25 protein-coding genes and 2 tRNA genes are annotated in these 25,216 nt (G+C 73.5%); 13 read left to right on the forward strand and 14 right to left on the reverse strand.

The genetic code is table 11. The features are described from left to right. Positions 1–92: 92 nt before the first annotated feature. The 3 genes from K329_RS0120810 to K329_RS28505 form a co-directional block, all read right to left on the reverse strand. Positions 93–1,217 (reverse strand): adenylate/guanylate cyclase domain-containing protein, encoded by a 1,125-nt coding sequence (locus tag K329_RS0120810; protein ID WP_245596630.1) that lies wholly within the window; start codon positions 1,215–1,217, stop codon positions 93–95. Between the two features lie 47 nt (positions 1,218–1,264). Further along, positions 1,265–1,633 carry a Crp/Fnr family transcriptional regulator gene (locus K329_RS0120815; RefSeq protein WP_043644339.1) on the reverse strand — a complete coding sequence of 123 codons (369 nt, stop codon included), beginning with the start codon at positions 1,631–1,633 and terminating at the stop codon, positions 1,265–1,267. A 165-nt stretch (positions 1,634–1,798) separates the two neighbouring features. Further along, positions 1,799–3,097, reverse strand: coding sequence for an arginine deiminase (locus K329_RS28505; RefSeq protein WP_084541480.1), 1,299 nt, complete (start codon positions 3,095–3,097; stop codon positions 1,799–1,801). A 63-nt stretch (positions 3,098–3,160) separates the two neighbouring features. On the opposite strand from K329_RS28505, the gene K329_RS0120825 reads away from it, so the two are divergent. Then, positions 3,161–3,553: a DUF4446 family protein gene (locus K329_RS0120825; protein WP_245596631.1), complete on the forward strand. Its 393-nt coding sequence runs from the start codon at positions 3,161–3,163 to the stop codon at positions 3,551–3,553. Between the two features lie 24 nt (positions 3,554–3,577). Here K329_RS0120825 and K329_RS0120830 read toward each other — a convergent pair whose 3' ends face one another. Further along, positions 3,578–5,155 carry a bifunctional phosphatase PAP2/diacylglycerol kinase family protein gene (locus tag K329_RS0120830; RefSeq protein ID WP_028474554.1) on the reverse strand — a complete coding sequence of 526 codons (1,578 nt, stop codon included), beginning with the start codon at positions 5,153–5,155 and terminating at the stop codon, positions 3,578–3,580. A gap of 100 nt (positions 5,156–5,255) precedes the next feature. Here K329_RS0120830 and K329_RS0120835 point away from each other — a divergent pair, with 100 nt between their 5' ends. The 6 genes from K329_RS0120835 to K329_RS0120860 all read left to right on the forward strand — a co-directional run bounded on the left by K329_RS0120835 (position 5,256) and on the right by K329_RS0120860 (position 10,709). Next, the gene (locus K329_RS0120835) at positions 5,256–6,254 is read left to right on the forward strand and encodes an aldo/keto reductase (protein ID WP_028474555.1); all 999 of its coding nucleotides are present in this window, start codon (positions 5,256–5,258) and stop codon (positions 6,252–6,254) included. A 163-nt stretch (positions 6,255–6,417) separates the two neighbouring features. Then, positions 6,418–7,017: a hypothetical protein gene (locus tag K329_RS0120840; RefSeq protein WP_028474556.1), complete on the forward strand. Its 600-nt coding sequence runs from the start codon at positions 6,418–6,420 to the stop codon at positions 7,015–7,017. Next, complete coding sequence (gene serS / locus K329_RS0120845) at positions 7,014–8,300, forward strand: serine--tRNA ligase (protein ID WP_028474557.1); 1,287 nt, start codon at positions 7,014–7,016, stop codon at positions 8,298–8,300. Before K329_RS0120840 ends, serS begins: the two co-directional genes overlap by 4 nt. Further along, positions 8,297–9,121: an HAD family hydrolase gene (locus K329_RS0120850; protein WP_028474558.1), complete on the forward strand. Its 825-nt coding sequence runs from the start codon at positions 8,297–8,299 to the stop codon at positions 9,119–9,121. Before serS ends, K329_RS0120850 begins: the two co-directional genes overlap by 4 nt. A 2-nt stretch (positions 9,122–9,123) precedes the next feature. Then, on the forward strand, positions 9,124–9,999 hold the full coding sequence (locus K329_RS28510; RefSeq protein ID WP_052337182.1) for an HAD family hydrolase: 876 nt from the start codon (positions 9,124–9,126) through the stop codon (positions 9,997–9,999). Continuing rightward, complete coding sequence (locus K329_RS0120860; protein WP_028474559.1) at positions 9,996–10,709, forward strand: hypothetical protein; 714 nt, start codon at positions 9,996–9,998, stop codon at positions 10,707–10,709. The genes K329_RS28510 and K329_RS0120860 overlap by 4 nt, the downstream gene beginning before the upstream one ends. 29 nt (positions 10,710–10,738) lie before the next feature. On the opposite strand, the gene K329_RS0120865 is transcribed toward K329_RS0120860, so the two are convergent. Further along, positions 10,739–11,350 carry a bacterial proteasome activator family protein gene (locus K329_RS0120865; protein ID WP_028474560.1) on the reverse strand — a complete coding sequence of 204 codons (612 nt, stop codon included), beginning with the start codon at positions 11,348–11,350 and terminating at the stop codon, positions 10,739–10,741. A 39-nt stretch (positions 11,351–11,389) separates the two neighbouring features. Further along, positions 11,390–12,358, reverse strand: a complete 969-nt coding sequence (locus K329_RS0120870) for an NAD(P)H-quinone oxidoreductase (protein WP_028474561.1) — start codon at positions 12,356–12,358, stop codon at positions 11,390–11,392. Positions 12,359–12,381: 23 nt separating this feature from the next. Between K329_RS0120870 and K329_RS0120875 the strand changes: the two genes are divergently transcribed. From K329_RS0120875 to K329_RS0120885, 3 genes are read left to right on the forward strand one after another with little or no spacing between them, the layout of a single operon-like run. Further along, positions 12,382–13,179 (forward strand): carbon-nitrogen hydrolase family protein, encoded by a 798-nt coding sequence (locus K329_RS0120875; protein ID WP_028474562.1) that lies wholly within the window; start codon positions 12,382–12,384, stop codon positions 13,177–13,179. An 11-nt stretch (positions 13,180–13,190) separates the two neighbouring features. Continuing rightward, complete coding sequence (locus tag K329_RS28515; protein WP_157571861.1) at positions 13,191–14,363, forward strand: hypothetical protein; 1,173 nt, start codon at positions 13,191–13,193, stop codon at positions 14,361–14,363. A gap of 38 nt (positions 14,364–14,401) precedes the next feature. Beyond that, positions 14,402–14,635, forward strand: coding sequence for a biotin/lipoyl-binding carrier protein (locus tag K329_RS0120885; protein ID WP_028474563.1), 234 nt, complete (start codon positions 14,402–14,404; stop codon positions 14,633–14,635). A gap of 39 nt (positions 14,636–14,674) precedes the next feature. Here K329_RS0120885 and K329_RS0120890 read toward each other — a convergent pair. Both K329_RS0120890 and K329_RS28520 read right to left on the reverse strand, forming a co-directional pair. Continuing rightward, positions 14,675–14,766: transfer RNA gene (locus K329_RS0120890), tRNA-Ser, on the reverse strand. A 35-nt stretch (positions 14,767–14,801) separates the two neighbouring features. Further along, on the reverse strand, positions 14,802–15,227 hold the full coding sequence (locus K329_RS28520) for a hypothetical protein (RefSeq protein WP_052337184.1): 426 nt from the start codon (positions 15,225–15,227) through the stop codon (positions 14,802–14,804). Between the two features lie 181 nt (positions 15,228–15,408). On the opposite strand from K329_RS28520, the gene K329_RS0120900 reads away from it, so the two are divergent. The 3 genes from K329_RS0120900 (at position 15,409) to K329_RS0120910 (ending at position 16,478) form a co-directional block, all read left to right on the forward strand. Next, a complete protein-coding gene (locus tag K329_RS0120900; RefSeq protein ID WP_028474564.1) occupies positions 15,409–15,861 on the forward strand; it encodes a hypothetical protein in 453 nt (150 codons plus the stop codon). 108 nt (positions 15,862–15,969) lie between these two features. Next, positions 15,970–16,063: transfer RNA gene (locus K329_RS0120905), tRNA-Ser, on the forward strand. 235 nt (positions 16,064–16,298) lie between these two features. Beyond that, positions 16,299–16,478 (forward strand): hypothetical protein, encoded by a 180-nt coding sequence (locus K329_RS0120910; RefSeq protein ID WP_028474565.1) that lies wholly within the window; start codon positions 16,299–16,301, stop codon positions 16,476–16,478. A 201-nt stretch (positions 16,479–16,679) separates the two neighbouring features. Here the strand turns inward: K329_RS0120910 and K329_RS28525 are convergent, their stop codons facing one another. From K329_RS28525 to nirB, 6 genes are all read right to left on the reverse strand, one after another. Further along, positions 16,680–17,693, reverse strand: a complete 1,014-nt coding sequence (locus tag K329_RS28525; RefSeq protein WP_043644343.1) for a phospholipase D-like domain-containing protein — start codon at positions 17,691–17,693, stop codon at positions 16,680–16,682. A 240-nt stretch (positions 17,694–17,933) separates the two neighbouring features. Next, on the reverse strand, positions 17,934–19,766 hold the full coding sequence (locus K329_RS0120920) for a phosphoenolpyruvate carboxykinase (GTP) (protein ID WP_084541591.1): 1,833 nt from the start codon (positions 19,764–19,766) through the stop codon (positions 17,934–17,936). Positions 19,767–20,350: 584 nt separating this feature from the next. Then, positions 20,351–21,055, reverse strand: a complete 705-nt coding sequence (locus K329_RS0120925) for a sirohydrochlorin chelatase (RefSeq protein ID WP_084541482.1) — start codon at positions 21,053–21,055, stop codon at positions 20,351–20,353. Then, positions 21,052–22,203, reverse strand: coding sequence for a uroporphyrinogen-III synthase (locus K329_RS0120930; protein WP_028474568.1), 1,152 nt, complete (start codon positions 22,201–22,203; stop codon positions 21,052–21,054). The genes K329_RS0120925 and K329_RS0120930 overlap by 4 nt, the downstream gene beginning before the upstream one ends. Next, positions 22,200–22,559, reverse strand: a complete 360-nt coding sequence (gene nirD / locus K329_RS0120935) for a nitrite reductase small subunit NirD (protein WP_028474569.1) — start codon at positions 22,557–22,559, stop codon at positions 22,200–22,202. Before nirD ends, K329_RS0120930 begins: the two co-directional genes overlap by 4 nt. Continuing rightward, the gene (gene nirB / locus K329_RS28530; protein WP_043644347.1) at positions 22,556–25,180 is read right to left on the reverse strand and encodes a nitrite reductase large subunit NirB; all 2,625 of its coding nucleotides are present in this window, start codon (positions 25,178–25,180) and stop codon (positions 22,556–22,558) included. Before nirB ends, nirD begins: the two co-directional genes overlap by 4 nt. Between the last annotated feature and the right edge of the window lie 36 nt (positions 25,181–25,216).

Raw genomic sequence — 25,216 nt, forward strand, 5'->3', positions numbered from 1 at the left:
CCGTGGACCCGCGCCGTGGACCTGTTCCGGGCGGCGGGGTCGAGACCCGCCCTGACATGCCCCGGTCGGGACGCCTGAAACCTAGCGTCTCGTCAGTGCTTCGGGTCGGTACGACGAAGCACCCGCCCGCGGACGCCGGGGAAGCCCTTCACGTTCGCCCGGCGGAGCCGCTTGAAGCGGTAGGGGAGGTCGTCCCCGGTCGGGTCGGTCGGCTCGGGTGCGTCGTCGGGCGCGTCGGCGGGGTCGTCGTCGTCCGGCTCCTCGTCCCCGGTGAGCACGGCCTGGAGGCGCTCGTCGACGACCACCGTGCCGGGGCGAGCGATGGAGGTGAGGCGCGACGCGATGTTCACGGTGCTGCCGTAGACGTCCCCGAGGCGCACCACCACCTCGCCGTACGCCACGCCCGCCCGCACGGCCGGGAACGGGTCGGCCTCGTCGGCGCCCCGCTCGACGAGGGCGAGGGCCACCTCGACCGCCTGCACGGGGTCGTCGGTGACGTAGAGGATCTCGTCGCCGATGGTCTTGATGACGCGGGCGGCGTGGTCGACGACGACGCTCGTCGCGACGTCCTCGAACCCCTCGAGCCAGGTGACGAGCTCGGGCTCGGAGAGGTTCCGGCTGTGGGTCGTGTAGCCGACGATGTCGACGAAGCCGACCGCCAGCCGCGTGGTCGGCTCGCCCCCGGGCGCCGGCGTGAGCATCCGGTTGGCGGCGCTGACGAGGTGGCGGCGCCAGATGTAGCTCTGCAGCACCTCGAGCCGGGGGAGCACCTCGGCGGTCAGCTCCTCGAGCCGCTCCTCGGGGTCGCCCTCGCGCATCGCGACGCGGGCGAGCAGCGTGGTCTGCCACTCGGCCAGGCGGGCGAAGCTGCGGCCCCAGGTGCGCACCATCGCCGCCTGCGACTCGGCGTCGAGGATGCCCAGCATCACGAGGTCTCGGGCCAGGGAGAGGGCCTCGACGTCGGCGTCGGTGAACGCCACGTCGTCGTCGCCGTGGTGAGGGAACCCCAGGCGGTGCCACAGCTCCTTCGCCAGGCTCATCGGCACCCCGACGCGCTCGGCGACCTGCAGCCGCGTCAGGGTCGGCGGCCCGCCCAGGAGGCTCGTCTCCACCGACCGCACCTGCGCGGTGACGTCGACGCCGTCGAGCAGCAGGTCGTCGTACGCCGCGAGCGCCCCCTCGTCGGGCGCGTCGGGCGCGCCGGCTGCCTCGGGCACGCCGGGCTTCTCGGCGTCGTCGGGCCGCACGGGGTGGACTGGTCGGCTCAGTCGCTGCCGACGCGGGCGGCGGCCGCGGCCCGCACGGCCTCGCCGAACGCGGGCACCGACCTGCTCAGCGACTCGATCGCCTCCGGCGTCAGGTGCACGACCTGCAGGCGCGTCAGGGCCACGATCGTCGCCGTGCGCAGGGTGTGGTTGACGATCGCCATCTCGCCCATGATGTCGCCGGCGCCGAGGGTGGCGATCTCCTTGCCGCCGCGCCGCACCGACACCTCGCCCTCGAGGATCACGTAGGCCTTGTCGGCCCCGGTCTTCTCGGAGATCGGCGACCAGCCGGCGGGCAGGGGCAGCTCGGTGCCGGCCTTGCGCACGCGCGCGATCTCGTCGGGTGTGAGGGCATCGAAGACAGACATGCACGCAACCTCTCTGCTCACCGGCGGCGACCGTCGGCGCCGGTGGGGACGTCTCCGCCGGATCCTTACCGATGGGTACGGCGGTGTCCAGCACGTCGCCTGTCGAACGCGCGGAGGGCCCTCAGGTCACGCACGTGGATGACAAGTTCCGAGCGCCGGGGCAGGTCAGGCGGGCAGGGGATCGCGCAGCACGGGGCAGCTCATGCAGCGCGGGCCGCCGCGGCCGGAGCCCAGCTCGGAGCCGGCGATGCGCACGACCTCGATGCCCGACTCCTCGAGCCGGTCGTTGGTCTCGTCGTTGCGCTCGTAGGCGACCGCGACACGGGGGGCGAGGGCCAGGGTGTTGTTGCCGTCGTCCCACTGCTCGCGCTCGGCGGTGACCGGGTCGAGGCCGGTGTCGATCTGGTGGAGGGCCTCGATGCCCATCGCCCGCGCGGCCGCGACGAGGAACGGTTCGGCGGGCGCGACGTCGAGCGTCAGGCCCGACTCGGCGAGCTCGCGGGCCTCGCCGGCGACGTCGGCGGGGGTGGCGTCGCCGCCCAGGGTGACGGCGTAGGCGCGGAGGCTGTCGGCGACGTTGGGGTACATCACGATCTTGTCGACGTCGACCATCGTGCAGACGGTGTCGAGGTGCATCGTCGCCCGCTCCTGGGCGATCGGCACGGCCAGGACGGTGTGGGCGAGCCCGGCGTGGAAGACCTGGCGCGCGAGCCGCTCGACGCCCGCGGGGGTCGAGCGCTCCCCGACCCCGACGGCGATGACGCCCGGCGAGAGCAGCAGCACGTCGCCGCCCTCGACGTACTCGTTGTGCCAGCCGTGGATGCGCCGCGAGCCCGCGAAGCGCGGGTGGAGGGTGTAGATGAGCTCGGTCAGCTGGGTCTCGCGGGCTCGAGCGGGCATCGCGAGGCTGGTGACGGCCACGTGGTCGCGCACCCAGACGCTCGAGTCGCGGGTGAAGAGCAGGTTGGGCAGCGGGTCGACGAGGAAGTCGTCGGGCGCGAACAACGAGGTCACGAGGCCGTGGCCGCCGCGCACCTCGTCGTTGCGGATGCCGGCGGTGAGCACCTCGGTGAGCTCGGCCGGGCTGGCGTCGCGCAGGGCCGCGCCGAGGTAGGTGCGCAGCGTGTCGCCGAGGTGGAGCCCGCTGAGGGCGGAGGTGATGGCCTGCTCCCGCGCCTCGGGGCTCTCGAGGGTCTGCGTCAGCAGCTCGGTGAGGTAGAGGACCTCGACGTCGCGGGCGCGCAGCGCCTCGGCGAACGCGTCGTGCTCCTCCTGGGCCCGGCTGACCCACGGGATGCCGTCGAACAGCAGCTTGTCGTTGTTGCGCGGGGTGAGGCGCTTCAGCTCGGGACCGGGCCGGTGGAGCATCACCGTGCGCAGGCGACCGACCTCGCTGTCGGCACCCCAGGCGGGGGCGGTGGCGGCGGCTGCGGCGGGGACGTTCCCGGGGGTCGAGGCGCTCATGACCGGCAAGCGTACGGCGCTGCGTCCCCGGTGGGCCCGACCCGCCCGACTAGGGTCGGCGGCGTGTGGATCGTCGCTGTCGCCGCCCTCGTCGTCGCCCTCGTCGCGCTGGCGGTGAGCCTCCAGGTGCTGCGCCGGACGGCGCGCCCCGAGGTCGGCCTCGACGGTGTGCCGGAGGACGTGCTCGGCCTCCGCCAGGAGGTCGCCGCGCTGCGCGCCGAGGGTGCGGGGGCGCTGCGCCACCTCGCCGTGGTGCGGTACGACGCGCACGGCGACATGGGCGGCCGGCTCTCCTGGAGCCTCGCGCTGCTGGACGACGCCGGCAGCGGCGCCGTGGTCACCTCGATCCACGGGCGCAGCGAGGCGCGCACCTACGCCAAGACCGTCACGGCGTGGTCGAGCGAGCAGCAGCTCTCCCCCGAGGAGGGCGAGGCCATCACCGCCGCGCGGCCCTGAGCCCGCGTCGTACGGAGCGTTGCGTCAGCGGGGGACGCGCACGAGCAGACGCCCGTGGATGCACTCCATCCGCAGCTCCCGGCCCGGGCCGATGGAGTCGCCGTCGAGCTGACGGGGGGTGTCGGAGGCGGCGCGGACGACGATCGACTGGCCCGTGAAGCGGTTGATGGTGTCGTCGGTGCGCGAGAGCTTCGCGAGGATGCGCAGCGCGAGCGGGATCCAGGAGAGGAACCGCACCGGGTGCAGCAGCACCACGTCGAGCTGGCCGTCGTCGATGGCCGCGTCGGGCAGCAGCGGCATGCCGGCCTGCAGCGACCCGACGTTGCCGACCACGACCGTGCGGGCCCGATGGGTGGTGGGCTCGCCGCCGTCGACCGTGATCTCGACCTTCACGGCCGGGAACATCAGCGACTTCATGCCGGAGAGCACGTAGGCGAGCCAGCCGACCTTCTTCTTGATGTCCTCGTTGACGCCCTCCATGATCGCGGCGTCGAAGCCCATGCCGGCCATCACCATGAAGTGGGTGTCGTCGATGCCGTCGCCCGAGACGGCGACGAGGTCGATGGCGCGGTCCTGGCCGTTGAGGCCCACGTCGATTGCGGAGCGCAGGTAGAGCGGGATGTCGAGGTTGCGGGCCAGCAGGTTGCCCGTGCCGGCCGGGATGATCCCGACGGGGATGCCGGTGCCGGCGAGCTCGGCGCACACCTCGCGCACCGTGCCGTCGCCGCCGCACACGAGCACGAGGTCGGCGCCCTCGAGCGCGGCCTGCTCGGCCATGCCGGTGCCGGGGTCCTCGATGGTCGTGTGGAACCAGCTCGGCTCCGACCAGCCGGCCTCGCGCGCGAGCCGGGTGACGGTGGCGCGGAAGGCGGCCTCGTCCTCGACCTTGATGGGGTTGAGCACCATCGCGAGGCGGCGCTCGGAGACGAACACCTCGGGGAGCGGCTCGACCTTCTTGTTCGCGGCCGTGCTGAGGGGCAGCGGGTTGAAGAGCGCCAGGAAGAGCAGCGTCATGCCGATGCCGAGGAGGATCCCGCCGAGCACGTCGGTGGGGTAGTGGCGACCGAGCAGCACGCGGTCGAGGCCGACCAGCACCACGACGACGGTGCCCACGACGGCGACCACGCGCCGTACCGCCTGGCGACGCACCAGCATCACCGACAGCACGAGGCAGACGCCCGCGAGCGCGGTCACCGACGAGGCGTGGCCCGAGGGGAACGACTTGGTGTCGAGCGCGCCGACGAGGTCCTGCCAGTCGGGGCGCGGCCGGGCGACCGCGAGCTTGATGCCCGTGGTGGCCAGGGCGGTGGCGCTCATGACGAGCACGACGTAGATCGCGGCCCGGCGCTGCGCCCGGACGACCAGGAGCGCGAGCACGACGGTCATGACCGTGATGCCGATGCTGCCGAAGACGATCTCGACGAACCCCAGCAGCTCGCGGAGCCACGGCTCGTCGGTGCGCCAGGCCTGCACGCCCTGGCCACGGTTGTCGATGCGGGCCACCGGCCCCCACTCGCCCAACGCCAGCGAGCCGACGAGGGCGAGAGCGAGGAAGCAGACGAGCGCCCAGGTGAGCTGCAGCGTGCGGGAACGGTCGAGCAAGCGGGTCTCCTTCCGGGCCTCAGGACCGGGGAAGCGTAGCCGCCCGGCCCCGCCGCGACCGTCTCCGCGCGGCTGTGACGTGGTCTCTACCGTGGGCGGCATGACTGCTGATCCCGCCTCCGGACCCTCCTACCGACGGCTGGGCCGCTCGGGCCTCGCCGTCTCCACCGTCGGGCTCGGCTGCAACAACCTCGGTCGCCCGGGCACCGCCACCGAGTCGCAGGAGGGCACCGACGCCGTCGTGCACGCCGCGATCGACGCGGGCGTCACGTTCTTCGACGTGGCCGACGCGTACGGCGGCCGCCGCGGCCTCAGCGAGGAGCGCCTGGGCCAGGCGCTGCGCGGGCGCCGCGACGACGTGGTCGTGGCGACCAAGTTCGGGATGGACATGCAGGGGCTCCACGGCGCGGACTTCGGCGCCCGGGGCTCGCGCCGGTACGTCGTGCGCGCCGTCGAGGAGTCGTTGCGGCGGCTGCAGACCGAGTGGATCGACCTCTACCAGCTGCACACCCCCGACCCGCGGACCCCGATCGAGGAGACCCTCGGCGCGCTCGACGACCTGGTGCAGGCGGGCAAGGTCCGCTACGTCGGTCACTCCAACCTCGCCGGCTGGCAGATCGCCGAGGCGGAGTTCACCGCCCGCGCCGCCGGCACCACCCGGTTCGTCTCGAGCCAGAGCCACTACAACCTGCTCGACCGGCGCGCCGAGCTCGAGGTCCTCCCGGCGTCGGTCGCCTACGGCCTCGGGGTGCTGCCGTACTTCCCCCTCGCCAACGGGCTGCTCACCGGCAAGTACCGCGGGGGCAGCCGACCCGAGGACAGCCGTCTGGTGCAGGCGAAGCCGCAGGTGCTCGAGGGCGCGGACTGGGAGCAGCTCGAGGCCTTCAGCCGGTACGCCGAGGAGCGCGGCCTCACCGAGCTCGAGGTCGCCTTCTCCTGGCTGGCCGCCCAGCCGGCCGTGACGTCGGTGATCGCCGGGGCCACGCGCCCGGAGCAGGTCGTGGCGAACGCCGCCGCCGCGTCGTGGGTGCCGACGGCCGAGGACCTCGACGCGCTCGACGAGATCTTCCCGCGCGTCGCCAAGGTGGCCGTGTTCTGACGGGAGCGCCCGCCGCTCGGGAGGGTGTCTCCCCCTGATCTGACTTGCGCGCAAGTCAGATCAGGCAGGCACACCCTCCGCCGGGCGGGTGGGCGGTCCCGGTCGCGCGCCGGCCTGTGGAGGACGCCCGCCAGGTCATGCCCTCCCGGGCGACGATGACGTGGTGTACCGCCACCCGTTCCTCCGCTACACCTCCCTCGAGCCCGGCGACATGCTGGCGGACTCGGCGCTGGAGGTGCTCATGGCCCACGGCGCAGGCGCGCTGAACCTGACCTCGATGGCCAAGCGACTGAAGGTGACCCGTCAGGCGCTCCTGGCGCGCTGGGGAAGCCGGGAGCTCGCCTACCGGGTGATCGCGGTGCGATTCACCACACGCATGCAGGAGTGGGCGGTCCCCAGGATCCTGGACGTGCCGGAGCCGGTGAGGCTGCCCCGGTTCCCGGACGAGGTGGTCAGCCTGCGCGCTCTCGAGGCATGGAGCCACCTGGCCCGTGCCGAAGCCGTCGCAGGAGACCAGCGACTGGTGGAGGAGCTGGAGAAGGTGCGCGGCGAGGAACGGGCCTACCTGCGGGCGTGGACCCGCAGCCGCGCGGGGGTGGCGCCGCCGACGTCCGAGGTCGCCGCGGTCCAGGCGCTGGTGGTCGGGCTGCGGTCCGAGCTGGTGCGGCCGGATCCCGTGCTGACCTACCCGGACGCGGTCGCCGCGCTGGACACCCGGCTCGCCGCGCTCGTCGCGGGTGCTCCCGATAGCCTCGCCCCATGATCGACGCCCGTCTTCTCCGTGACGACCCCGACCGCATCCGCGCCGCCCAGGCCAAGCGGGGGCTCTCCGACTCGGTGGTCGACGAGGCGCTCGCCGCCGACGTCGCCCGCCGCGAGGCGATCGTGGCCTACGAGGCGAAGCGCGGCGAGCAGAAGCAGCTCGGCAAGCTGATCCCGAAGGCCACCGGCGACGAGAAGCAGGCCCTCCTCGCGCAGACGAAGACCCTCGCGGCCGACGTGAAGGCTGCCGAGGCCGCGCAGGTCGCCGCCGAGGCCGCCTGGAACGCCGCCGTCACCGCCATCCCGAACCCGGCGGCCGACGAGGCACCGCCCGGGGGCGAGGACGACTTCGTGCTCCTCGAGACCGTCGGCACCCCGCGGGACTTCGCGGCGGAGGGCTTCGAGCCCCGCGACCACATCGAGCTCGGCAAGATGCTCGGCGCGATCGACATCGAGCGCGGCGCGAAGGTCTCTGGCTCGCGCTTCTACTTCCTCACCGGCGTGGGTGCCGAGCTCGAGTTCGCCCTGATCAACCTCGCGATGGCCCAGGCCCGCGACGCCGGGTTCACCCAGGTGATCCCGCCGGCGCTGGTCAAGCCCGAGGCGATGGCCGGCACCGGCTTCCTCGGCCAGGCGGCCGACGACGTCTACCGCATCGAGGGCCAGGACATGTACCTCGTCGGCACCAGCGAGGTGCCGATGGCGGCGTACCACTCCGACGAGATCCTCGACGGGGCCTCGATGCCGCGGCGCTACGCCGCGTTCAGCCCCTGCTTCCGCAAGGAGGCCGGCTCGCACGGCAAGGACACGAAGGGCATCATCCGCGTCCACTGGTTCGACAAGGTCGAGATGTTCGTCTACACGACCGTCGAGGACTCCTACGCCGAGCACCAGCGCCTGCTGGCGTGGGAGAAGGAGTTCCTCGACAAGCTCGAGCTGGCGTACCGCGTCATCGACGTGGCGGCGGGCGACCTCGGCCTCTCGGCGCAGCGCAAGTTCGACTGCGAGGCGTGGATCCCGACGCAGGGCAAGTACCGCGAGCTGACGTCGACGTCGAACTGCACCGACTTCCAGTCGCGGCGCCTCGACATCCGCGGCCGGTTCGAGGACGGGGTGCGCCCGCTCGCCACGCTCAACGGCACGCTGTGCGCGATGACCCGCACCATCGTGGCGATCCTGGAGACGCACCAGCAGGCCGACGGCTCGGTCCGGGTGCCCGCCGCCCTGCAGCCCTACCTGGGCGGGCGCACCGTGCTCGAGCCCGTGCCCGGGGGCCTGCGATGACCGCCTGGCGTCCGAGGCTCGTCGCCCTCGACATCGACGGCACGCTGCTGAAGTGGATGGACGGCTCGGGCATCCCCCACGAGGAGGTCAGCCCGGCCGTGTACGCCGCGGTGCAGCGCACCCTCGCCGCCGGCGCCCACGTCGTGCTCTCGAGCGGCCGCTCCGTGCACTCGATGACGTCGGTGGCCGACCTGCTCGGCCTGCGCGGCCAGGCCGACGACCGGCTGTGGATCGTGGCGTCCAACGGTGCCGTCCTCACGCGCTACCCCCCGCTCGAGATCGTGCACGAGGACACGTTCGACGCCCGCGACGCCGTGCGCGCCGTCCTCGAGCACCACCCGACCGCCCTCGTCGCCGTCGAGGACCGCGGCCTCGGCTACCGGGTCAACCGCCCGTTCCCCGACGGCGAGCTGACGGGCGAGCTCGTGGTCAGCGAGGTCGACGAGATGGTCGCGAAGCCGGTGAGCCGCGTGATCATCCGCGACCCCGACGCCACCGTCGACGACTTCGTGCAGCTGGCCGGCAACCTGGGGCTCCACGGCACCGACTACGTCGTGGGCTTCACCGCCTGGCTCGACCTCACGCCCGTGGGCATCTCCAAGGCCTCCGGCCTGGCCCGCGTCTGCGCCGAGCTCGGCGTCGACCAGGCCGACGTGCTCGCCATCGGCGACGGCCGCAACGACCTCGAGATGCTGGCCTGGGCCGGTCGCGGGGTGGCCATGGGGCAGGCGATCGAGATGGTGCGCGAGGCCGCCGACGCCGTCACCGCGCCCGTCGCCGAGGACGGGGCGGCCGTCGAGCTGAACCGCTGGTTCGCCTGACCGTGCCGACCCCTCCCCGCCCGACCCCGCGCCTGGTCGCCACCGACCTCGACGGCACGTTGCTCGACGCCGCCGGCCACGTCACGGAGCCCACCCGCTCGGTGCTCGCGGAGCTGGACCGGCGCGGCGTGCCCGTCGTCTTCGTGACGGGCCGGCCGATCCGCTGGATGGAGGACCTCTGGGTCGACGTCGGCGGTCACGGGCTGGCCATCTGCTCGAACGGCGGCATCGTGTACGACGTCGCGGCTCGCGCGATCCGGTCGTCGCGGGTGATCGACGGCCCGGTGCTCCTCGAGGTGGCCGACCGCCTGCGTGACCGCCTGCCGGGCACGGTGTTCGCCGTCGAGACGACGGACGGGTTCGCGCGCGAGCCGGACTACCTGCCCCGCCAGGCCGGCTCCGACGAGCGGCACCAGGTCACCGTCGCCCCGCTCACCGAGCTCGCGACCGACGAGCACCCCTGCGTGAAGCTGCTCGCGCGCCACGACGAGCACGTGCCCGAGGACTACTGGCGCGCCGTCGACGAGGCCGTGGGCGACCTCGTCACCGTCACGTGGTCGTCGTCGAGCGCGTTGGTCGAGATGAGTGCGCACGGCGTCACGAAGGCGTCGACCCTGGAGCGGCTGTGCGCCGAGCTGGACGTCGCCGCGGCCGACGTCGTCGCGTTCGGCGACATGCCCAACGACATCCCGCTGCTGGCATGGGCGGGGGCGTCGTACGCGATGGCCGGTGCGCACGCCGAGGTGACCGCCGTGGCGCAGCACGTGGCGGGCCACCACCACGAGGACGGCGTCGCCGCGGTGCTGGTGGAGCTGTTCGGCCTGGACGGGCTGGCAGGATGGACGCGACCGACGGCTGGCGAGGAGGGCTCCGGATGACCACGAACACCCGACGGCACGGGGTGCGCACCGCCGCGCTGGCGGCTGCCGGCGCCGTGCTCGCCGGCTCCGCCGCGCTCGGTGCGGCGCCCGCGACGGCGGCGGACCCCGGCGCGACGGCACCCGCGGCCGAGAAGGTCGCCGAGGTCTGCCCGGTGGTCCCGCTCGAGGAGCGCGCCGACGCGGCCGACGCCGTGGTCGTCGCCACGGTCTCGCGCGTCGTCAACGCCCCCCTCGAGTCGGGCGCCAAGCCGAGCGAGCCCGTCACGCCTGGCCTCAACGAGCCCACCGAGGCCGCCAAGGCGGAGACCGGGGGATCGCGCACGGTCGAGGCGGTCGTCGACGAGACGTTCCGGGGTGACGTGCGGCCCGACGTGTCCGCGTCCGTGACGGTCACCGGCCTGGCCGGCGTCGAGGGCGAGGAGCCCGCCGTCGGCGTCTCCTACGTGATGTTCCTGGTCCAGGACGCCAGCGCCCTGACCGCCACGCTCTGCGACCTCCTGCCGGTGACCTCCGTCGACGCTGCCGACCTCGACGCGCTCGTCGAGGAGTCGACCGAGTCGGAGCCGGTGGCGCTCACGCCCGTCGAGGGCGTCGACGACCCGCCGTCCTACCGCGCGGCCGTCGTGCCGGGCGCCGCCCTGGTGGCCGTCGGGCTGCTCGGCCTCCTGGGCACCGTGGCCCTCGGCCGCATCAGCGGCCGGCGCTGACCGGCCGGCTGACCGACTGACCGACTGACCTAGAGGTACATCCCGCCCGAGCTGCCGGGGCCCGGCGCCTGCTGCTCACCCGGTACGGCGCCCGGCTGGCCGCCGGGACCCGCAGCGGCGCCCGGGGCGCCGGGGAGGGCACGACGCATCTGCTCCAGCTGGGCGCGGGCGGCCATCTGCTGGGCGTAGATCGCCGTCTGGATGCCGTGGAAGAGACCCTCGAGCCAGCCCACGAGCTGGGCCTGGGCGATCCGCAGCTCGCCGTCGCTGGGGGTGCCGTCGGCGAACGGCAGCGAGAGCCGGTTCAGCTCCTCGACCAGCTCGGGGGCGAGGCCGGCCTCGAGCTCCTTGATCGACGACTGGTGGATCTCCTTGAGGCGGTTGCGGCTGGCCTCGTCGAGCGGGGCCGCCTTCACCTCCTCCAGCAGCTGCTTGATCATGCTGCCGATGCGCATGACCTTCGCGGGCTGCTCGACGAGCTCGGTGATGTGGGGCTCGCCGCCCTCGGCGGCCCCGCCGTCGCCGGCACCCGCTGCCGCGGCCAGGGCGCTGGCCGGCACGGTGCCGACGGGCTGGCCGTCGGGGCCGACGATGACGACCTGCTGCTCGTTCTCGGGGGTCTCGGGGGCGTTGTCGCTCATGCCCGCCAGCCTAGCCAGCGGGGTGACGGGAGCGGCGGGTCAGAGGGTGAGCAGCACCTTGCCGGAGTGGCTGGAGTCCTCGAGCAGCTGGTGGGCGTCGGCGACGTCCTCCAGCGGGAGCGTCGCGTGCACGATCGGACGCACGGAGCCGTCGGCGAGCAGCGGCCACACGTTCTCGACGACGGAGGCGCAGATCCGTGCCTTGTCGTCGAGCGGTCGGGCGCGCAGCGACGTCGCCACGACGGCCGCGCGCTTCGCCAGCAGCGCCCCGAGGTCCAGCTCGCCCTTCGTGCCGCCCTGCATGCCGATGACCACGAGACGGCCCTCGGTGGCGAGCGCGGAGACGTTGCGGCCGAGGTACTTCGCCCCCATGTTGTCGAGCACCACGTCGGCCCCGCCGACCTCGCGCAGGATCTCGACGAAGTCCTCCTCGCGGTAGTCGATCGCGCGCTCCGCCCCGAGCTCCTCGCACAGCTGGCGCTTCTCGGGGCTGCCGGCGGTCGCGAAGACCCGGGCGCCGAGCACCGACGCCACCTGGATCGCGAACGTGCCGATGCCGCCGGCGCCGCCGTGCACCAGGAAGACGTCGTCGGGCTTGAGGCCCGCCACCATGAACACGTTGGACCACACGGTGCAGGCCACCTCGGGCACGGCCGCCGCGGTCACCAGGTCGAGGCCCGCGGGCACGGGCATGAGCTGCCCGGCGGGCACCACGACGTACGACGCGTAGCCGCCCCCCGCGAGCAGGGCGCAGACCTCGTCGCCCACCGACCAGCCGGTGACGCCCTCACCGAGGGCGGCGACGCGGCCGCTGCACTCGAGCCCGAGCACCTCGGTCACACCGGGCGGCGGCGGGTAGAAGCCGCGGCGCTGCATGAGGTCGGCCCGGTTGACCGCCGTGGCGACGACCTCGACGAGCACCTCGCCGGGTCCGGGACGGGGGTCCGTGTGGTCGGAGAGGACGAGGGCCTCGGGCCCTCCGGGCTTCGGGGCGGTCACGGCGCGCATGCGCTCGACCCTACGCTGGGGTGATGACCGCGACCCTGCGCGTGACGCTCGTCCAGGAGGCCTCGGGGCTCGACCCCGCGGCCAACCGCCGCCGCCTCGTCGAGGTGCTCGACGAGGTCGGTCCCGACGCGGACCTCGTGGTGCTCCCCGAGGTGTTCGCCCGCGACTTCGGCAAGGCGGGGTCCGACGTCAGCGCGTACGCCGAGCCGCTCGACGGCCCCTTCGCCACCGCGGTCGCCGAGGCCGCCCGCCGCCACGACGTCACCGTCGTCGCCGGCATGTTCGAGACCTCCGACGACCCGGAGCGTCCGTGGAACACCCTGGTCGTGAGCGGCCCCGACGGTCCCGACGGCCCGGGCGCGGCGTCGTACCGCAAGATCCACCTCTACGACTCCTTCGGCTACCGCGAGTCCGACCGCCTCACGGCCGGGGCCCCGACGCCGGTCACCGTCGACGTGCGCGGCTTCACCGTCGGCCTGATGACCTGCTACGACCTCCGCTTCCCCGAGCTGGCCCGCCGCCTGGTCGTCGACCACGGCGCCGAGGTGCTCGTGTGCCCGGCGGCCTGGGTGGCCGGCGAGGGCAAGGGCCACCACTGGCGCACGCTGGTGCACGCCCGCGCCATCGAGAACACCGCGTACGTCGTTGCTGCCGCCCAACCGGCCCCGCGCTACACGGGCCTCTCGACGATCGTCGACCCGGAGGGCCGCGTCGTGGTCGAGGCCGGTGACGGTCCGACGACCGTGTCGGGCGTGGTCGACCGCGACGTGCTCGTCGGTGCCCGACGGACGAATCCGTCGCTCGCCAACCGCCGGCTGTAGCGTGGGCCGCCGTGTCGTCCCCGGAACCGCCTCCCGCGACCCCCGAGCGCCCTCGCCCGGGGGCCCGTCGTGCTGCGCCCGCGCCCCGAGCTCCGCGCTCCGAGCGCCGTGCGGCGCGCGCCGCGAAGGAGCGCGAGGGCATCTCCCCGGTGCTCGAGGGCGTCGTCGAGGAGGCCGTCGCCGCCGCGGAGAACGCGACGGTCGGTGAGCGGCTCCGCGGTCGCGCCTCGCGGCTCGGCGCCTGGTGGCTGCTCGTGGCGGGCGGCCTCGCGCTGCTCGTGGCCGGCGGCACGGGGGTGGCTCCCGCCTGGGCGGAGGGCGTCGGCGCCGTCGTCGTCACGGTCGCCTACACGTGGGCGCTGGCGGCCCGCACCGGTGGTCGGCCCGTCGTCTTCGGCACGCTCGCCGGACTGATCGGCGTCGTCGTGCTCGTCGCCGACACCCAGACGCTCAGCACGGGCGCGGCGGTGATGACCTGCACCGTCGGGGCCGTGCTCGGGGTGATGGCCACCGTGCCGGCCCGACGCTTCCTGCACGCGGTGCGGGAGGTGCTCGTCGCCCTGGCGCTCTCGGGCGTGGCCGCGGTCGCGGCCGTCGGCTACGCCCCCACGGTGTCGCTGGTGCGGTTCGAGTACACGACGCTCGCCCTCAGCTTCCTCGTCGTCCTCGCCCTGGTCTACCGGCTCGGCGCCGGCCTCCATGGCCTCGGGCGGCGCGGCATCATCGCCGTCGTCGTCGGGCTGCTCGTGCTCGCCGTGATCCTCGCGTACGCCGAGACCCTCCGCCGCTACGGCGCCTCCAGCATCGTCGGCACCGTGCTCGACTCGGCCACCTGGATGCTCGACACCATCGGCGGCGTCCCCCGCCCGATCCAGGCGGTGCTCGGCGTGCCGGCCCTCGCCTGGGGCGTCTACATGCGGGCCCGCCGCCGCCAGGGCTGGTGGCTCTGCAGCTTCGGCGTCGCGGCCACCGCCCCGGTCGCGAACGGCGTCATGAACCCGTCCGCCACCCTGCTCGAGGCGTTCCTCAGCGTCGTCTACTCGCTCGTCATCGGTCTGGCCGTCGCGTACGTCGCGATCCGCGTCGACCTGGCGCTCACGGGGTCCCGCGGCTCGCGGGCGCGGCGCGACGAGGAGCGCAGCGCCGTACGCCCCGAGCCCTCCCGCGCCCGCCCGCTCCTCTGACGCGGGCGTACGCGCCGGTAACGGATAGGTTCGGCCCCATGGCTCGCAAGCAGGTGGTGGAGGTCGTCGCCGAGATGGTGGCGTCGGTGGTCGAGATCGGGTGCGCCGTCGGTGACGACGTGACCCCCGAGAGCACGGTGCTCCTGCTGGAGTCCATGAAGATGGAGATCCCCGTGCACCCCGAGCACGCCGGCCGCGTGCGGGAGATCAAGGTGTCGCCGGGCGACGTCATCCAGGAGGGCGACGTCCTCGTCGTCCTCGACCCCGCCTGAGGCGGCTGCGGCGCGGACGCGCGACCTCCTGCGAGCACCTGGCAGAGGGGGCGGGATTCGAACCCGCGGCTGACATCACTGCCAGCGACCGCTTTCAAGGCGGTTCCGATCGGCCACTCCGGCACCCCTCCGGGCGCGGGACCGGTCGTGCGCCCCGCGTGGGGCGTCAGTCTAGGGTCGGCGCCGCCGCCGGCGGCACGGTGGCCTCGGCGGGCTCAGCCGCCGCCGTGCGGGACGCGCCCGCCGCGACGAGCTCGCCCACCCGGAACACGTGGTTGTCGACGTCGATGAGCAGCCGCATGAGGTCACGACGTACGACGTCGGGCTCGGGGCTCTGCAGCACGAGGGCGTCGAAGGAGTGCACGCGCTCCAGCAGCGCGCCGCGCTGGCGGAAGACGTCTCCCTCCGGACCCTGCAGCCACGACGCGCTGTAGCGGTCGGTCTCGCTCACGAGGATGGTGCGCACGGCGGCGAGGCGCTGGCGCACGGTCCACCGCCAGTTGCCGAGCGCGGGGCCCTGCCGGCTGTGCGGCGGCGGCAGCGCGTCGAGGGCGACGTGCAGGGCGTGCAACGCGGGGACGGAGCTGCGCACGGTCGCCTCCAGTGGCCTCGGGGGAAGGGCGGCGGTGGGCGCGGGACCCCACCGCCGTCGATCGTAGACCACTGTGACGACGCTCACCCGCGAGACCGGGGACGGCTCACCCGGGCGGGTGTGAGCAGACCGTCGGAGCCCCGGACCGGGCCGTGCGGGCCGTCTCGGGGAGAATGGGCGTGTGCCCCGTGACATCCGCATCGCGCCCGCCGTGGCCGCCCGCCTCCTCGGCTTCGCGGTCGTCGCGCTGGCCCTGCTCGTCCTGCTCCTGCTCGCCCTCGCCGCGCTGCTCGACCTGCCCGCGGCCGTGCCGGTCGTGGTCGCGGCCGTGCTGCTCTTCGCCCTCGGCGCCGGTGGCCTCCACCTCGTCAACCGGGCGTACGTCGTACGCCTCGGCGAGCAGGGCTACCGCGTGCGGTTCGTGCGCGGCGCGGGCACGCGGCAGGCACGGTGGGCGGACGTCGAGGACGCGGTCACCACGACCGTCGCCGGCTCGCCCTGCGTCGTGCTGCGGCTGAAGGACGGCCGCTCGACGACCATCCCCGTCGACGTGCTGGCGGTCGACCGCGAGGAGTTCGTGCGCCTCCTGCGGGCCGAGCTGGAGCGCGGCCGGGGCCACCGCCGCATCCGCTGACCACGTGTCGGGCCCGTGTCGCGCCCGCGCCGGGCAGGCGTCGGACGCCCGTCGCGGACCTGATTCGGCACATGCCCAGCGGGCCTTGTAACCTGTGCGGGCTGTCGGGGAGGCGTCGCCTAGTCCGGTCTATGGCGCCCGCCTGCTAAGCGGGTTTGGGGCTACAACCCCATCGAGGGTTCAAATCCCTCCGCCTCCGCCAGCGGAACCCCGTCGGGGGCCTTGACGAGTCAGGGTCCGGCGGGGTTTCTTGCGTCATGGGTCCCGTCGGGCGTGCTCGCGGAGGGCGACGGAGCCCCAGATTGCATTTATCTGCATTGCAGAGACATGAGCCACCGTTCCTGTGACGACGGGGCCCGCCGTGGGCCACGATGGTCGGCAGGAGTCGGCGCCCTCCCAGGTACGGGTGCCCGACATCAGGCAAAGGTGGAGAGCAGATGACACTCGTTCGTCGCGCCGGCATCGCGCTGGCCACGACTGCGTTCGGCATCGGCCTTCTCGGGGCTGCGTCTCCCGCTCATGCAGACACGAGCTGGGGCCAGCGGTACGCAAAGATCGTCAAGACCCAGGTCGACACCGGCACCAGCCCCACGGACACCAGCTGGGGCCAGAAGTAGACCTGCGCGTCAACGCCGGATGACCTCGGGGTCGTCCGACCAACTGAAGACTCCTGAGGCGGGGACCCAACCCAACCCCCACATGTTCGGTCCGCCTGCCCCCAGGCTCGCCTCAGGCACGAGGGCGGTGACGCGAGAGCGTCACCGCCCTCCATCATCTCCCCGCGTGCGCGTGCGCGTGCGCGTGCGCCCGCGCCGCGGTCAGTCGCTCGGTGCGGTGCTCGTCGGCTTCTCGTGCCCCGAGACACCGCTCTGGCCCATCGTGTAGCCGAGCTGGAAGCGCGTCTGCGCCTCGAACTCGGCCTTGAGGTCGGCGACGTACGCCGCGTAGGTGCGCGGGCTGACCCCGAGCCGCTTCGCGCTGACGGGGTCGGCGTGGCCCTCGATCAGCATCCGGATCGTCATGGCCCGCTGCTCGGCCGCGATGTCGCGCAGCATCGACGACTCGTTGTTGGAGAACGGGCGCGCCCGCTCCCAGTGCCGCTCGAAGACGTCGACGAGGTAGGCCACCAGCGACGGCTCGCGGATCGCGAGCGCGACCGAGTGGCCCTCGCGCCCCGGGATGAGCGCGAGCATCCGGTCGACCACGATGAGCCGGTTGAAGAACTCGTCGAGGGTGCGCACCTCGGCGCCCTGCGGCGTGACGGTCGCGACGTACTTGTGCGTGATCGAGCTGCGTCGGGCCGCGTGCTGGTAGAGCGTGCGCAGCTTGACGCCGCGGGCCAGCGCGGCGGTGTCCCGGTCGGCGGCCTTGGCCAGGGCCGCGGCGTTGCGCCCCACCTGGGGCTGGGCCGTCAGCAGCTCGTGCTCGGCGTCGGCCACGATCGAGGCGATGAAGGGGTCGATCGCGTCGCCCCGGATCTCCGTCACGGGCCCCGACGCCGGCTGGGGGGCGCGCCGCCAGGCCTGCGAGAGCGCACCGAAGCCCTTGGCCCACGCCGACGACTCCGCGAGCAGCTCGGCGCCCCGCTGCCCGAGCGGCGCGACGACCTGCGACTGCGCGGCGGCCGGGTCGGCGGCGGTGAAGCGGGAGGAGCGCGGGTCGCGGGTCAGCAGGCCCATCGAGACGAGCAGCTGGTGGGCGGCGTGGAGGGCGCCACCGGGATTGATGCGGGGGTCGTCGGCCGCGATCCCGCCGGCCGCGAGCACCTCGTCGTACAGCTTGGTGCCGTCGCCCTCGAAGAGCGCCCGCGTCGCCGCGTCGACGTCGACCACCGCTGCTCCCTCCCACCTCAGACCCGCCCCGACCCCCCGGAGGCTGCCGATTATCCACCCGGGGCGGTGGCCGGGTCGCGAAACGGCTCTCGTGGGCGGAAGTCTCCGAACGGGTGGCGCTCGCCGGTGGGGGCGGCCCGGGACGCACGACGGCCCCGGAGCCAGGAGGCTCCGGGGCCGGCGCCCGCGCGTGAGGGGTGACGCGCGGGGTCGAGCAGGTGGATCAGGCGGTGCGGTGCCTCAGGCCTCGAGGCGGCTCTTCAGGTGGTCGAGCTCGGTCCACAGCACGGCCGGGAGGTCGTCGCCGAACTTCTCGAACCACTCCGTGATCTGCGGGATCTCGGCCTTCCACTCGTCGACGTCGACGGCCAGGGCGGCCGCGAGGGCCTCCTCGGTGATGTCGAGGCCGTCGATGTCGAAGGAGCCCGGCGCCGGCACGTGGCCCACGGCGGTCTCGACCGCGGCGGCCTGGCCGTCGATGCGCTCGACGACCCACTTCAGCACGCGGCTGTTCTCGCCGAAGCCCGGCCACAGGAAGCCGCCCTCGTCGTCGCGGCGGAACCAGTTGACGTAGAAGATGCGGGGCAGCTTCGCGGCGTCGTTGTCCTTGCCGACGTTGATCCAGTGACCGAAGTAGTCACCGGCGTTGTAGCCGATGAACGGCAGCATCGCCATCGGGTCGCGACGCACGATGCCGACCTGTCCGATCGCCGCGGCGGTCGTCTCGGAGGAGAGCGTGGCGCCGAGGAACGTGCCGTGCGTCCAGTCGCGCGCCTCGAAGACGAGCGGGATGGTCGTCTTGCGACGGCCACCGAAGAGGATCGCGTCGATCGGCACGCCGCGCGGGTCGTCGTACTCGGCCGCGAGGATGTCGCACTGCTTGATCGGCGTGCAGTAGCGGCTGTTGGCGTGGCTGGAGAGCTCGCCGCTCTCGGGCGTCCAGGGGTTGCCCTTCCAGTCGGTCGCATGGGCCGGCGTGTTCTCCAGGCCCTCCCACCACACGTCGCCCTCGGGCGTCAGCGCGACGTTCGTGAAGAGCGAGTTGCCCTTGTCGATCGTCTTCATCGCGTTCGGGTTGGTGTGGTTGTTCGTGCCCGGAGCGACGCCGAAGAAGCCGAACTCGGGGTTGACGGCCCAGAGGCGGCCGTCCTCGCCGATGCGCATCCAGGCGATGTCGTCGCCCAGCGTCTCGACCTTCCAGCCCGGGATCGTGGGCTCGAGCATCGCCAGGTTCGTCTTGCCGCAGGCGCTCGGGAACGCGGCCGCGATGTACTTCACGACGCCCTGGGGCGAGGTGAGCTTGAGGATCAGCATGTGCTCGGCGAGCCAGCCCTCGTCGCGCGCCATCACGGACGCGATGCGCAGCGCGTAGCACTTCTTGCCGAGCAGGGCGTTGCCGCCGTACCCGGAGCCGAACGACCAGATCGCCCGCTCCTCGGGGAACTGCACGATGTACTTCGTCTCGTTGCAGGGCCAGGCGACGTCGGCCTCACCGTCGGCGAGCGGGTGGCCCACCGAGTGCAGGGCCGGCACGAAGTCGGCGTCGAGCTCCTCCATGCGGCGCAGCACGCTGGTGCCGAGGCGCGCCATCACGGTCATCGAGACGGTGACGTAGGCGGAGTCGGTGATCTCGACCCCGAACATCGGCTTCTCGGCCTCGAGGTGGCCCATCACGAACGGGATGACGTACATGGTGCGGCCCTTCATGCAGCCGGCGTACAGGCCGCGCATGAGGGTCTTCATCTCGTCCGGGTCCATCCAGTTGTTCGTCGGACCGGCGTCGCGCTCGTTCACCGAGCAGATGTAGGTGCGGTCCTCGACGCGGGCGACGTCGATGGGGTCCGAGGCGCCGTAGAACGAGTTCGGCTTGATCTCGGGGTTGAGCCGGGTGAAGGTGCCGGTGGCGACGAGGCCGTCCGTCAGCTCCGTCCACTCCTCGGGGGACCCGGTGACCCAGTGGATGGATGCCGGCTGGGTGAGCTCGGCGATCTCGTTGACCCAGTTCAGGATGCCCTGGTGGGTGGTGGGCTGCGTTGCGGTGGCGGTCATGCCTTGCGTTTCCCTCTCGCGCATCGCGGCACCCGGCGTCTGGCCGGACACCGGCCGTCGAGCGTATCGACGGATGTGTCGTGGAGTGTCGTGTGTGATCGCGCGGCGGCGTTGTCGGGCGACGGGTTGTGAGAGCTGGTGGAGCACCCGGCTCAGCCGGGTGGGCTGAGGCTAACCACGGATTTCCGGGCGCCCTATTGGATCGATCCATCGTCGGGCGAACCCGCGAGTAGGACCCGATGCGGGTGACGGAGGTCACGTTCGGGTCGGTGGCGGGGTGCGCGACGGGGGAGGGAGGCGGACGTCATCCCGATCGTGGCGCGGGCGACTCGGAGCTGATGACGTCCCGAGGTGGGGGTGCGCACGGCGCCCGCCCCGCCGTACGCGTCGGACAGCCGGGTCGTCTGGTGCCACCACGTGGCACCGGATCACCCGGATCCCGGCGTCGCCTTGATCTCGGCGCGGCCACCCCGGTAGTCCCTGACGAACGGGTCGTGCCACGGCGATCAGGGCGACCACGACGTCAGGGACTACCTCGCGCCGGGGACGGAGGCGGACGTCATCCCGATCGTGGCGCCGGGGGCTCGGAGCTGATGACGTCCGGTGCGTCAGGCGGCGGGGCGGGCGACGTACGCCGCGGCGCGGGCGCGGTGGGCGACGAGCTCGACCACGGAGGGGTGCGCGCCGATCACGTCGCCGACGACGCTCGCACCGGCGGCGCGGGCGCCCTCGCCGCAGCGGCGGGAGAAGAAGCCGGGGGCGAGCAGGTACGGCGAGACGGCGTCGCCGGGGCGCACGACGGCGTCCGGACGCTCACCCAGGCCCGTCATCGTCGCGACCCGGACCGTCGTGCCCCAGAGACCGCCCAGCATCGCGGCGGCGTCGGCGAGGTCGTCGAGGGACTCCGGCCGGCTCGAGCCCGCGGCGACGAGCGTGACCGGCTGCCCGGGGCGGGCACCGGCCTCGCGGAGCCGGGCGCACTGCGCGTCGGCGAGGAGCGGGGAGGGTCCGAGGGCGGCGGTGAGGATCGTGGGGACGGGGGCGTCCGCGACCGCCTCGGGCACGTCGCTGTCGACGTGCAGCCCCGACGACAGCAGCAGCGGCACGACGACCAGCGGCGTCGTCGCCGCGGCCAGGACGTCGGTGAGCAGCGGGGCGGCCAGCTCGACGTACGACGTGGTGGCCGGCATGCCGAGCAGCGTGCTCGCCGCGGTGGTGAGGGCGTGGGCGACCGGGCTGCCGGAGCCGTCGCGGGTGCCGTGGGCGACGGTGACGAGGCGGATGCGGCCGTCCGGGTGGGCGAGCGTGGTCACGGTGCCTCCACCGCCAAGCGGTAGCCGCGCTTGAAGACGGTCTGGACGACCTTGGTGCCGACGGCGGCGCGGAGCCGGGCGACCGCCATGTCGACCGCGTGGTCGGAGGCGGCGGTGCCGCGGGGCAGGCAGGCGAGCAGCTCGCGGCGCGACACCACGGCGCCCGGGTGGTCGGCCAGCGCGTGGAGGATCGCGAGGGGGGCCGGGGTGAGCGCCGCCTCGGTGCCGTCGACCAGCACCGTGTCGCCGATGATCCGCACGGTGTGGCCCGCGGCCTCCACCAGCTGGCCCTGGTGGCGCAGCGGCAGCTCGAGCTCGAGCAGCTTCACCATCGCGGCGAGGCGGGAGCGGTCGGGTTCGACGGTCGGCACGCCCCAGAGCTCGAAGGCGGCGGCGGTGACCGGCCCGACGCAGGTGGCGAGCACGTCGGCCTGGAACGCGGCGATGACGGCGTCGCGGCGGCCCACCGAGGCGGCCGCCTCCATGAGCGCGGCCACCGCCGGGGCCGAGGTGAAGGTGACGGCGTGCAGGGTGCGGTCGGCGATGTGGTCGATGAGGCCGAACATGGGCGTCGGGTCCTCGGCGGGCTCGACCCGGTAGACCGCCACCGAGGTCACGGTCGCCCCCAGCCGACGCAGTGCGTGGGCGACCATCGAGAGCGACTGGCCGTGCTCCTGGACGACGATGTGGGCGCCGTCGAGGTCGCGTCCGCGCAGGTGGGCGAGCACGTCGTCGAACCGCTCGGACTCGGGCGCCCAGAGCTCGCGCAGGCCGCGGCGGCGCAGGGCACCGACCGACTTCGGCCCGCGCGCCAGGATCTCCGCCTTGCCGAGGTGGTCGACCAGCTCGTCCAGCCGGCCCCACTGCTCGGCGGCGTCGAGCCAGCCCTTCATGCCGATGCCGGTGGTGGCGAGGAAGAGGTCGACCGGGGTGGCGAGCACCTGCTCGGTGACGGCCCGCAGCTCGTCGTCGTCGACGCGCTTGGGGTCGAGGGAGAGCGCCGGCGCCCACACGCAGCGGGCGCCCCGCCGCTCCAGCAGCGCGACCTGCTCCTCGACCTTGCGGGCGGCGGTCACGCCGATCGTGAAGCCGGACAGCGGGCCGTCGGGGCCCGCGGCCCCGGACCCGTCGTCGTACGCCTCGGTCACGGCGACCCCACTCCTACTTCCACCACGCCCGCGACGACGCGGACGGGATAGGTCGGGACCCGCACGGACGGGTCGTCGAGACAGACGCCGTCGCGCAGGCCGAACGGCTGCTTGAGCATCGGCGACGCCACGAACGGCACGTCGCCACGGGTGCCCACGATGCCACGCGCCAGCACGGAGGCGTGAGCGAAGGGGCAGTGGTTGTCGAGGGCGAACCACTCGTCGTCGTACGTGCGGAACAGCGCCACCGCCCGCCCACCCACCAGCGCGGCGACCCCGCGCTCCCGGGAGAGCTGGTCGGTGGTGCAGACGGGCAGCCAGGTCGTCGTGGGTCCTTCTGCTCGTACGGCGCTCATCGCGGGGCCCCGACGGGGATCGAGGTGCCGAGCACGACCGGCTCGTCGAGGTTGACCGGCTTGATCTGGCCGCGCTCGGTGGTGAACGTGATGTTCGGGTCGGGCTGGCCCGGGGCGTTGACGAAGGAGACGAACCGGGAGAGCTTCTCGGGGTCCTCGAGCGTCGCCTTCCACTCGTCGAAGTAGCCCTCGACGTGGCGCGCCATCGCCGCCTCGAGCTCGGTGCCGAGTCCCAACGAGTCCTCCACCACGATCTCGCGCACCCGGTCGAGACCGCCCTCGAGGCTCTCGATCCAGGGCGCCGTGCGCTGGAGCCGGTCGGCGGTGCGCACGTAGTACATGAGGTAGCGGTCGAGGTAGCGCACGAGCGTCTCGGTGTCGACGTCGCCGACCAGCAGCTGCGCGTGCCTCGGCGTCGCGCCGCCGTTGCCCCCGACGTACAGGTTCCAGCCCTTCTCGGTCGCGATGACGCCGAAGTCCTTGCTGCGCGCCTCGGCGCACTCGCGAGCGCAGCCCGACACCCCGCCCTTGAGCTTGTGGGGCGAGCGCAGCCCGCGGTAGCGCAGCTCGAGGTCGATGGCGAGCTGCACCGAGTCCTGCACGCCGTAGCGGCACCAGGTCGACCCGACGCACGACTTCACGGTGCGCAGCGACTTGCCGTAGGCGTGGCCCGACTCGAAGCCGGCGTCGACGAGGCGGCTCCAGATGAGCGGCAGCTCCTCCATGCGGGCGCCGAAGAGGTCGATGCGCTGGCCGCCCGTGATCTTCGTGTAGAGCCCGAAGTCGCGCGCCACCTCGCCGATGACGATGAGGCCCTCGGGCGTGATCTCGCCGCCGGCGATGCGCGGCACCACCGAGTAGGTGCCGTTGCGCTGGATGTTGGCGAGGTAGGCGTCGTTCGTGTCCTGCAGCGCGCCGACCTCGCCCTCGAGCACGTGGCCGCCGGTCTGGCTGGCGAGCACGGAGGCGACGGCGGGCTTGCAGATGTCGCAGCCGCGGCCGGTGCCGTGGGCCTCGACGATCTCCGTGAAGCTGCGGTAGCCGTGCACCGCGACGACGTCGAAGAGCTCCTGGCGGGTGAGCGGGAAGTGCTCGCAGAGGCTGGTGTCGACGGCCTTGCCGATCTCGCCGAAGTAGTCCTCGATGACGCCCTTGACGGTGGTGACGCAGGAGCCGCAGGTGGTGCCGGCCGACGTGCACGCCTTCACCGCGCCGAGGTCCTCGCAGCGGTGCTCGCCGTCGACGTCGACCGCGGCGAGGAGGTCGCCCTTGGTGACGTTGTTGCAGGAGCAGACCACGGCCTCGTCGGGGAGCCCGAGCTGCAGCGCGCCGCGGCTCTCCGGGAGGATCAGCTCCTCCGGGTTCTCCGGCAGGAGCATCCCGCTGGACACGAGCGGGCGCAGCACGCCGTACGACGACGCGTCGCCCACGAGGATGCCGCCGAGCAGCACCCAGGCGTCCTCGCGGGGGTTCCCGTCGGCGTCGGGGCCGGCGGGGCCCACGACCAGCTTCTTGTAGAGCCCGGCCACCGCGTCGGCGAAGACCAGCTCGAGGGCGTCGGGGCCGGTGGCGAACGCGTCGCCGAACGAGGCCACGTCGACGCCGAGCAGCTTGAGCTTGGTGGACATGTCGGCGCCCGTGAACGCGCCGGCCGTGCCGCCCAGCAGGGTGTCGGCGACGATCTCGGCCATCGTGTAGCCGGGCGCGACGAGGCCGTACATGCGGCCCGCGGGCGCCGCGCACTCGCCGATCGCCCACACGTGCGGGTCGGTCGTGGAGCGCAGCTGCTCGTCGACGAGGATGCCACCGCGCTCGGCCACGGCGAGCCCGGCCTCGCGGGCCAGGGCGTCGCGCGGCCGGATCCCGGCGGAGAACACGACGATCTCGGCCTCGAGCGCATCGGCGTCGCGCAGGCCCAGCCCGGCGACCCGGCCGGTGCCGTCGTCGAGCACCTCGGTGGAGACCACGCCGCAGTGCACGTGCACCCCGAGCTTCTCGATGTGGCGCACCAGGGTCGCGCCGGCCGCGCCGTCGAGCTGCACGGGCATGAGCCGCGGCGCCATCTCGACCACGTGGGCCTCGACGCCGAGCTGGACGAGCGCGTTCGCCGCCTCCAGCCCGAGCAGGCCACCGCCGATCACGATGCCGCGGGCCTTCGACCCGTCCGCGCGGGGGCGGGCCGCCGCGTCCCGGATGGCCTCGAGGTCCTCGATCGTGCGGTAGACGAAGCAGCCGTCGAGGTCCTTGCCCGGCACGGGCGGCACGAACGGGGCCGCCCCCGTGGCGAGCACGAGCTCGTCGTACGACGCGGTGGTGCCGTCCGCGAGCCGCACCCGCCGCGCCTCGCGGTCGATGCCCACCACCGACGTCTCGGTGTGCAGGGCGACGCGCGGGTCGTCGTACACCCCCGACGGCAGGAGCGAGAGGGCGTCGGCGCCGACCTCGAAGAACGAGGTGAGGGCCACGCGGTCGTAGGCGACGCGCCGCTCCTCGCCGTAGACGACCACGTCGTGGGTCGCGGTGAGGCCGCGCTCGACGGCCGCGGCCACGAAGCGGTGGCCGACCATGCCGTGCCCGACGACGACGATGCGGGGGCGACGGCCGCTGGCGGTGGGGCTCATGACGGGTACCTCTTCCTGGGTGGTGCGGGGTGTGCG

The sequence above is a fragment of the Nocardioides alkalitolerans DSM 16699 genome (assembly GCF_000426525.1).
Classification (GTDB): Bacteria; Actinomycetota; Actinomycetes; order Propionibacteriales; family Nocardioidaceae; genus Nocardioides; species Nocardioides alkalitolerans.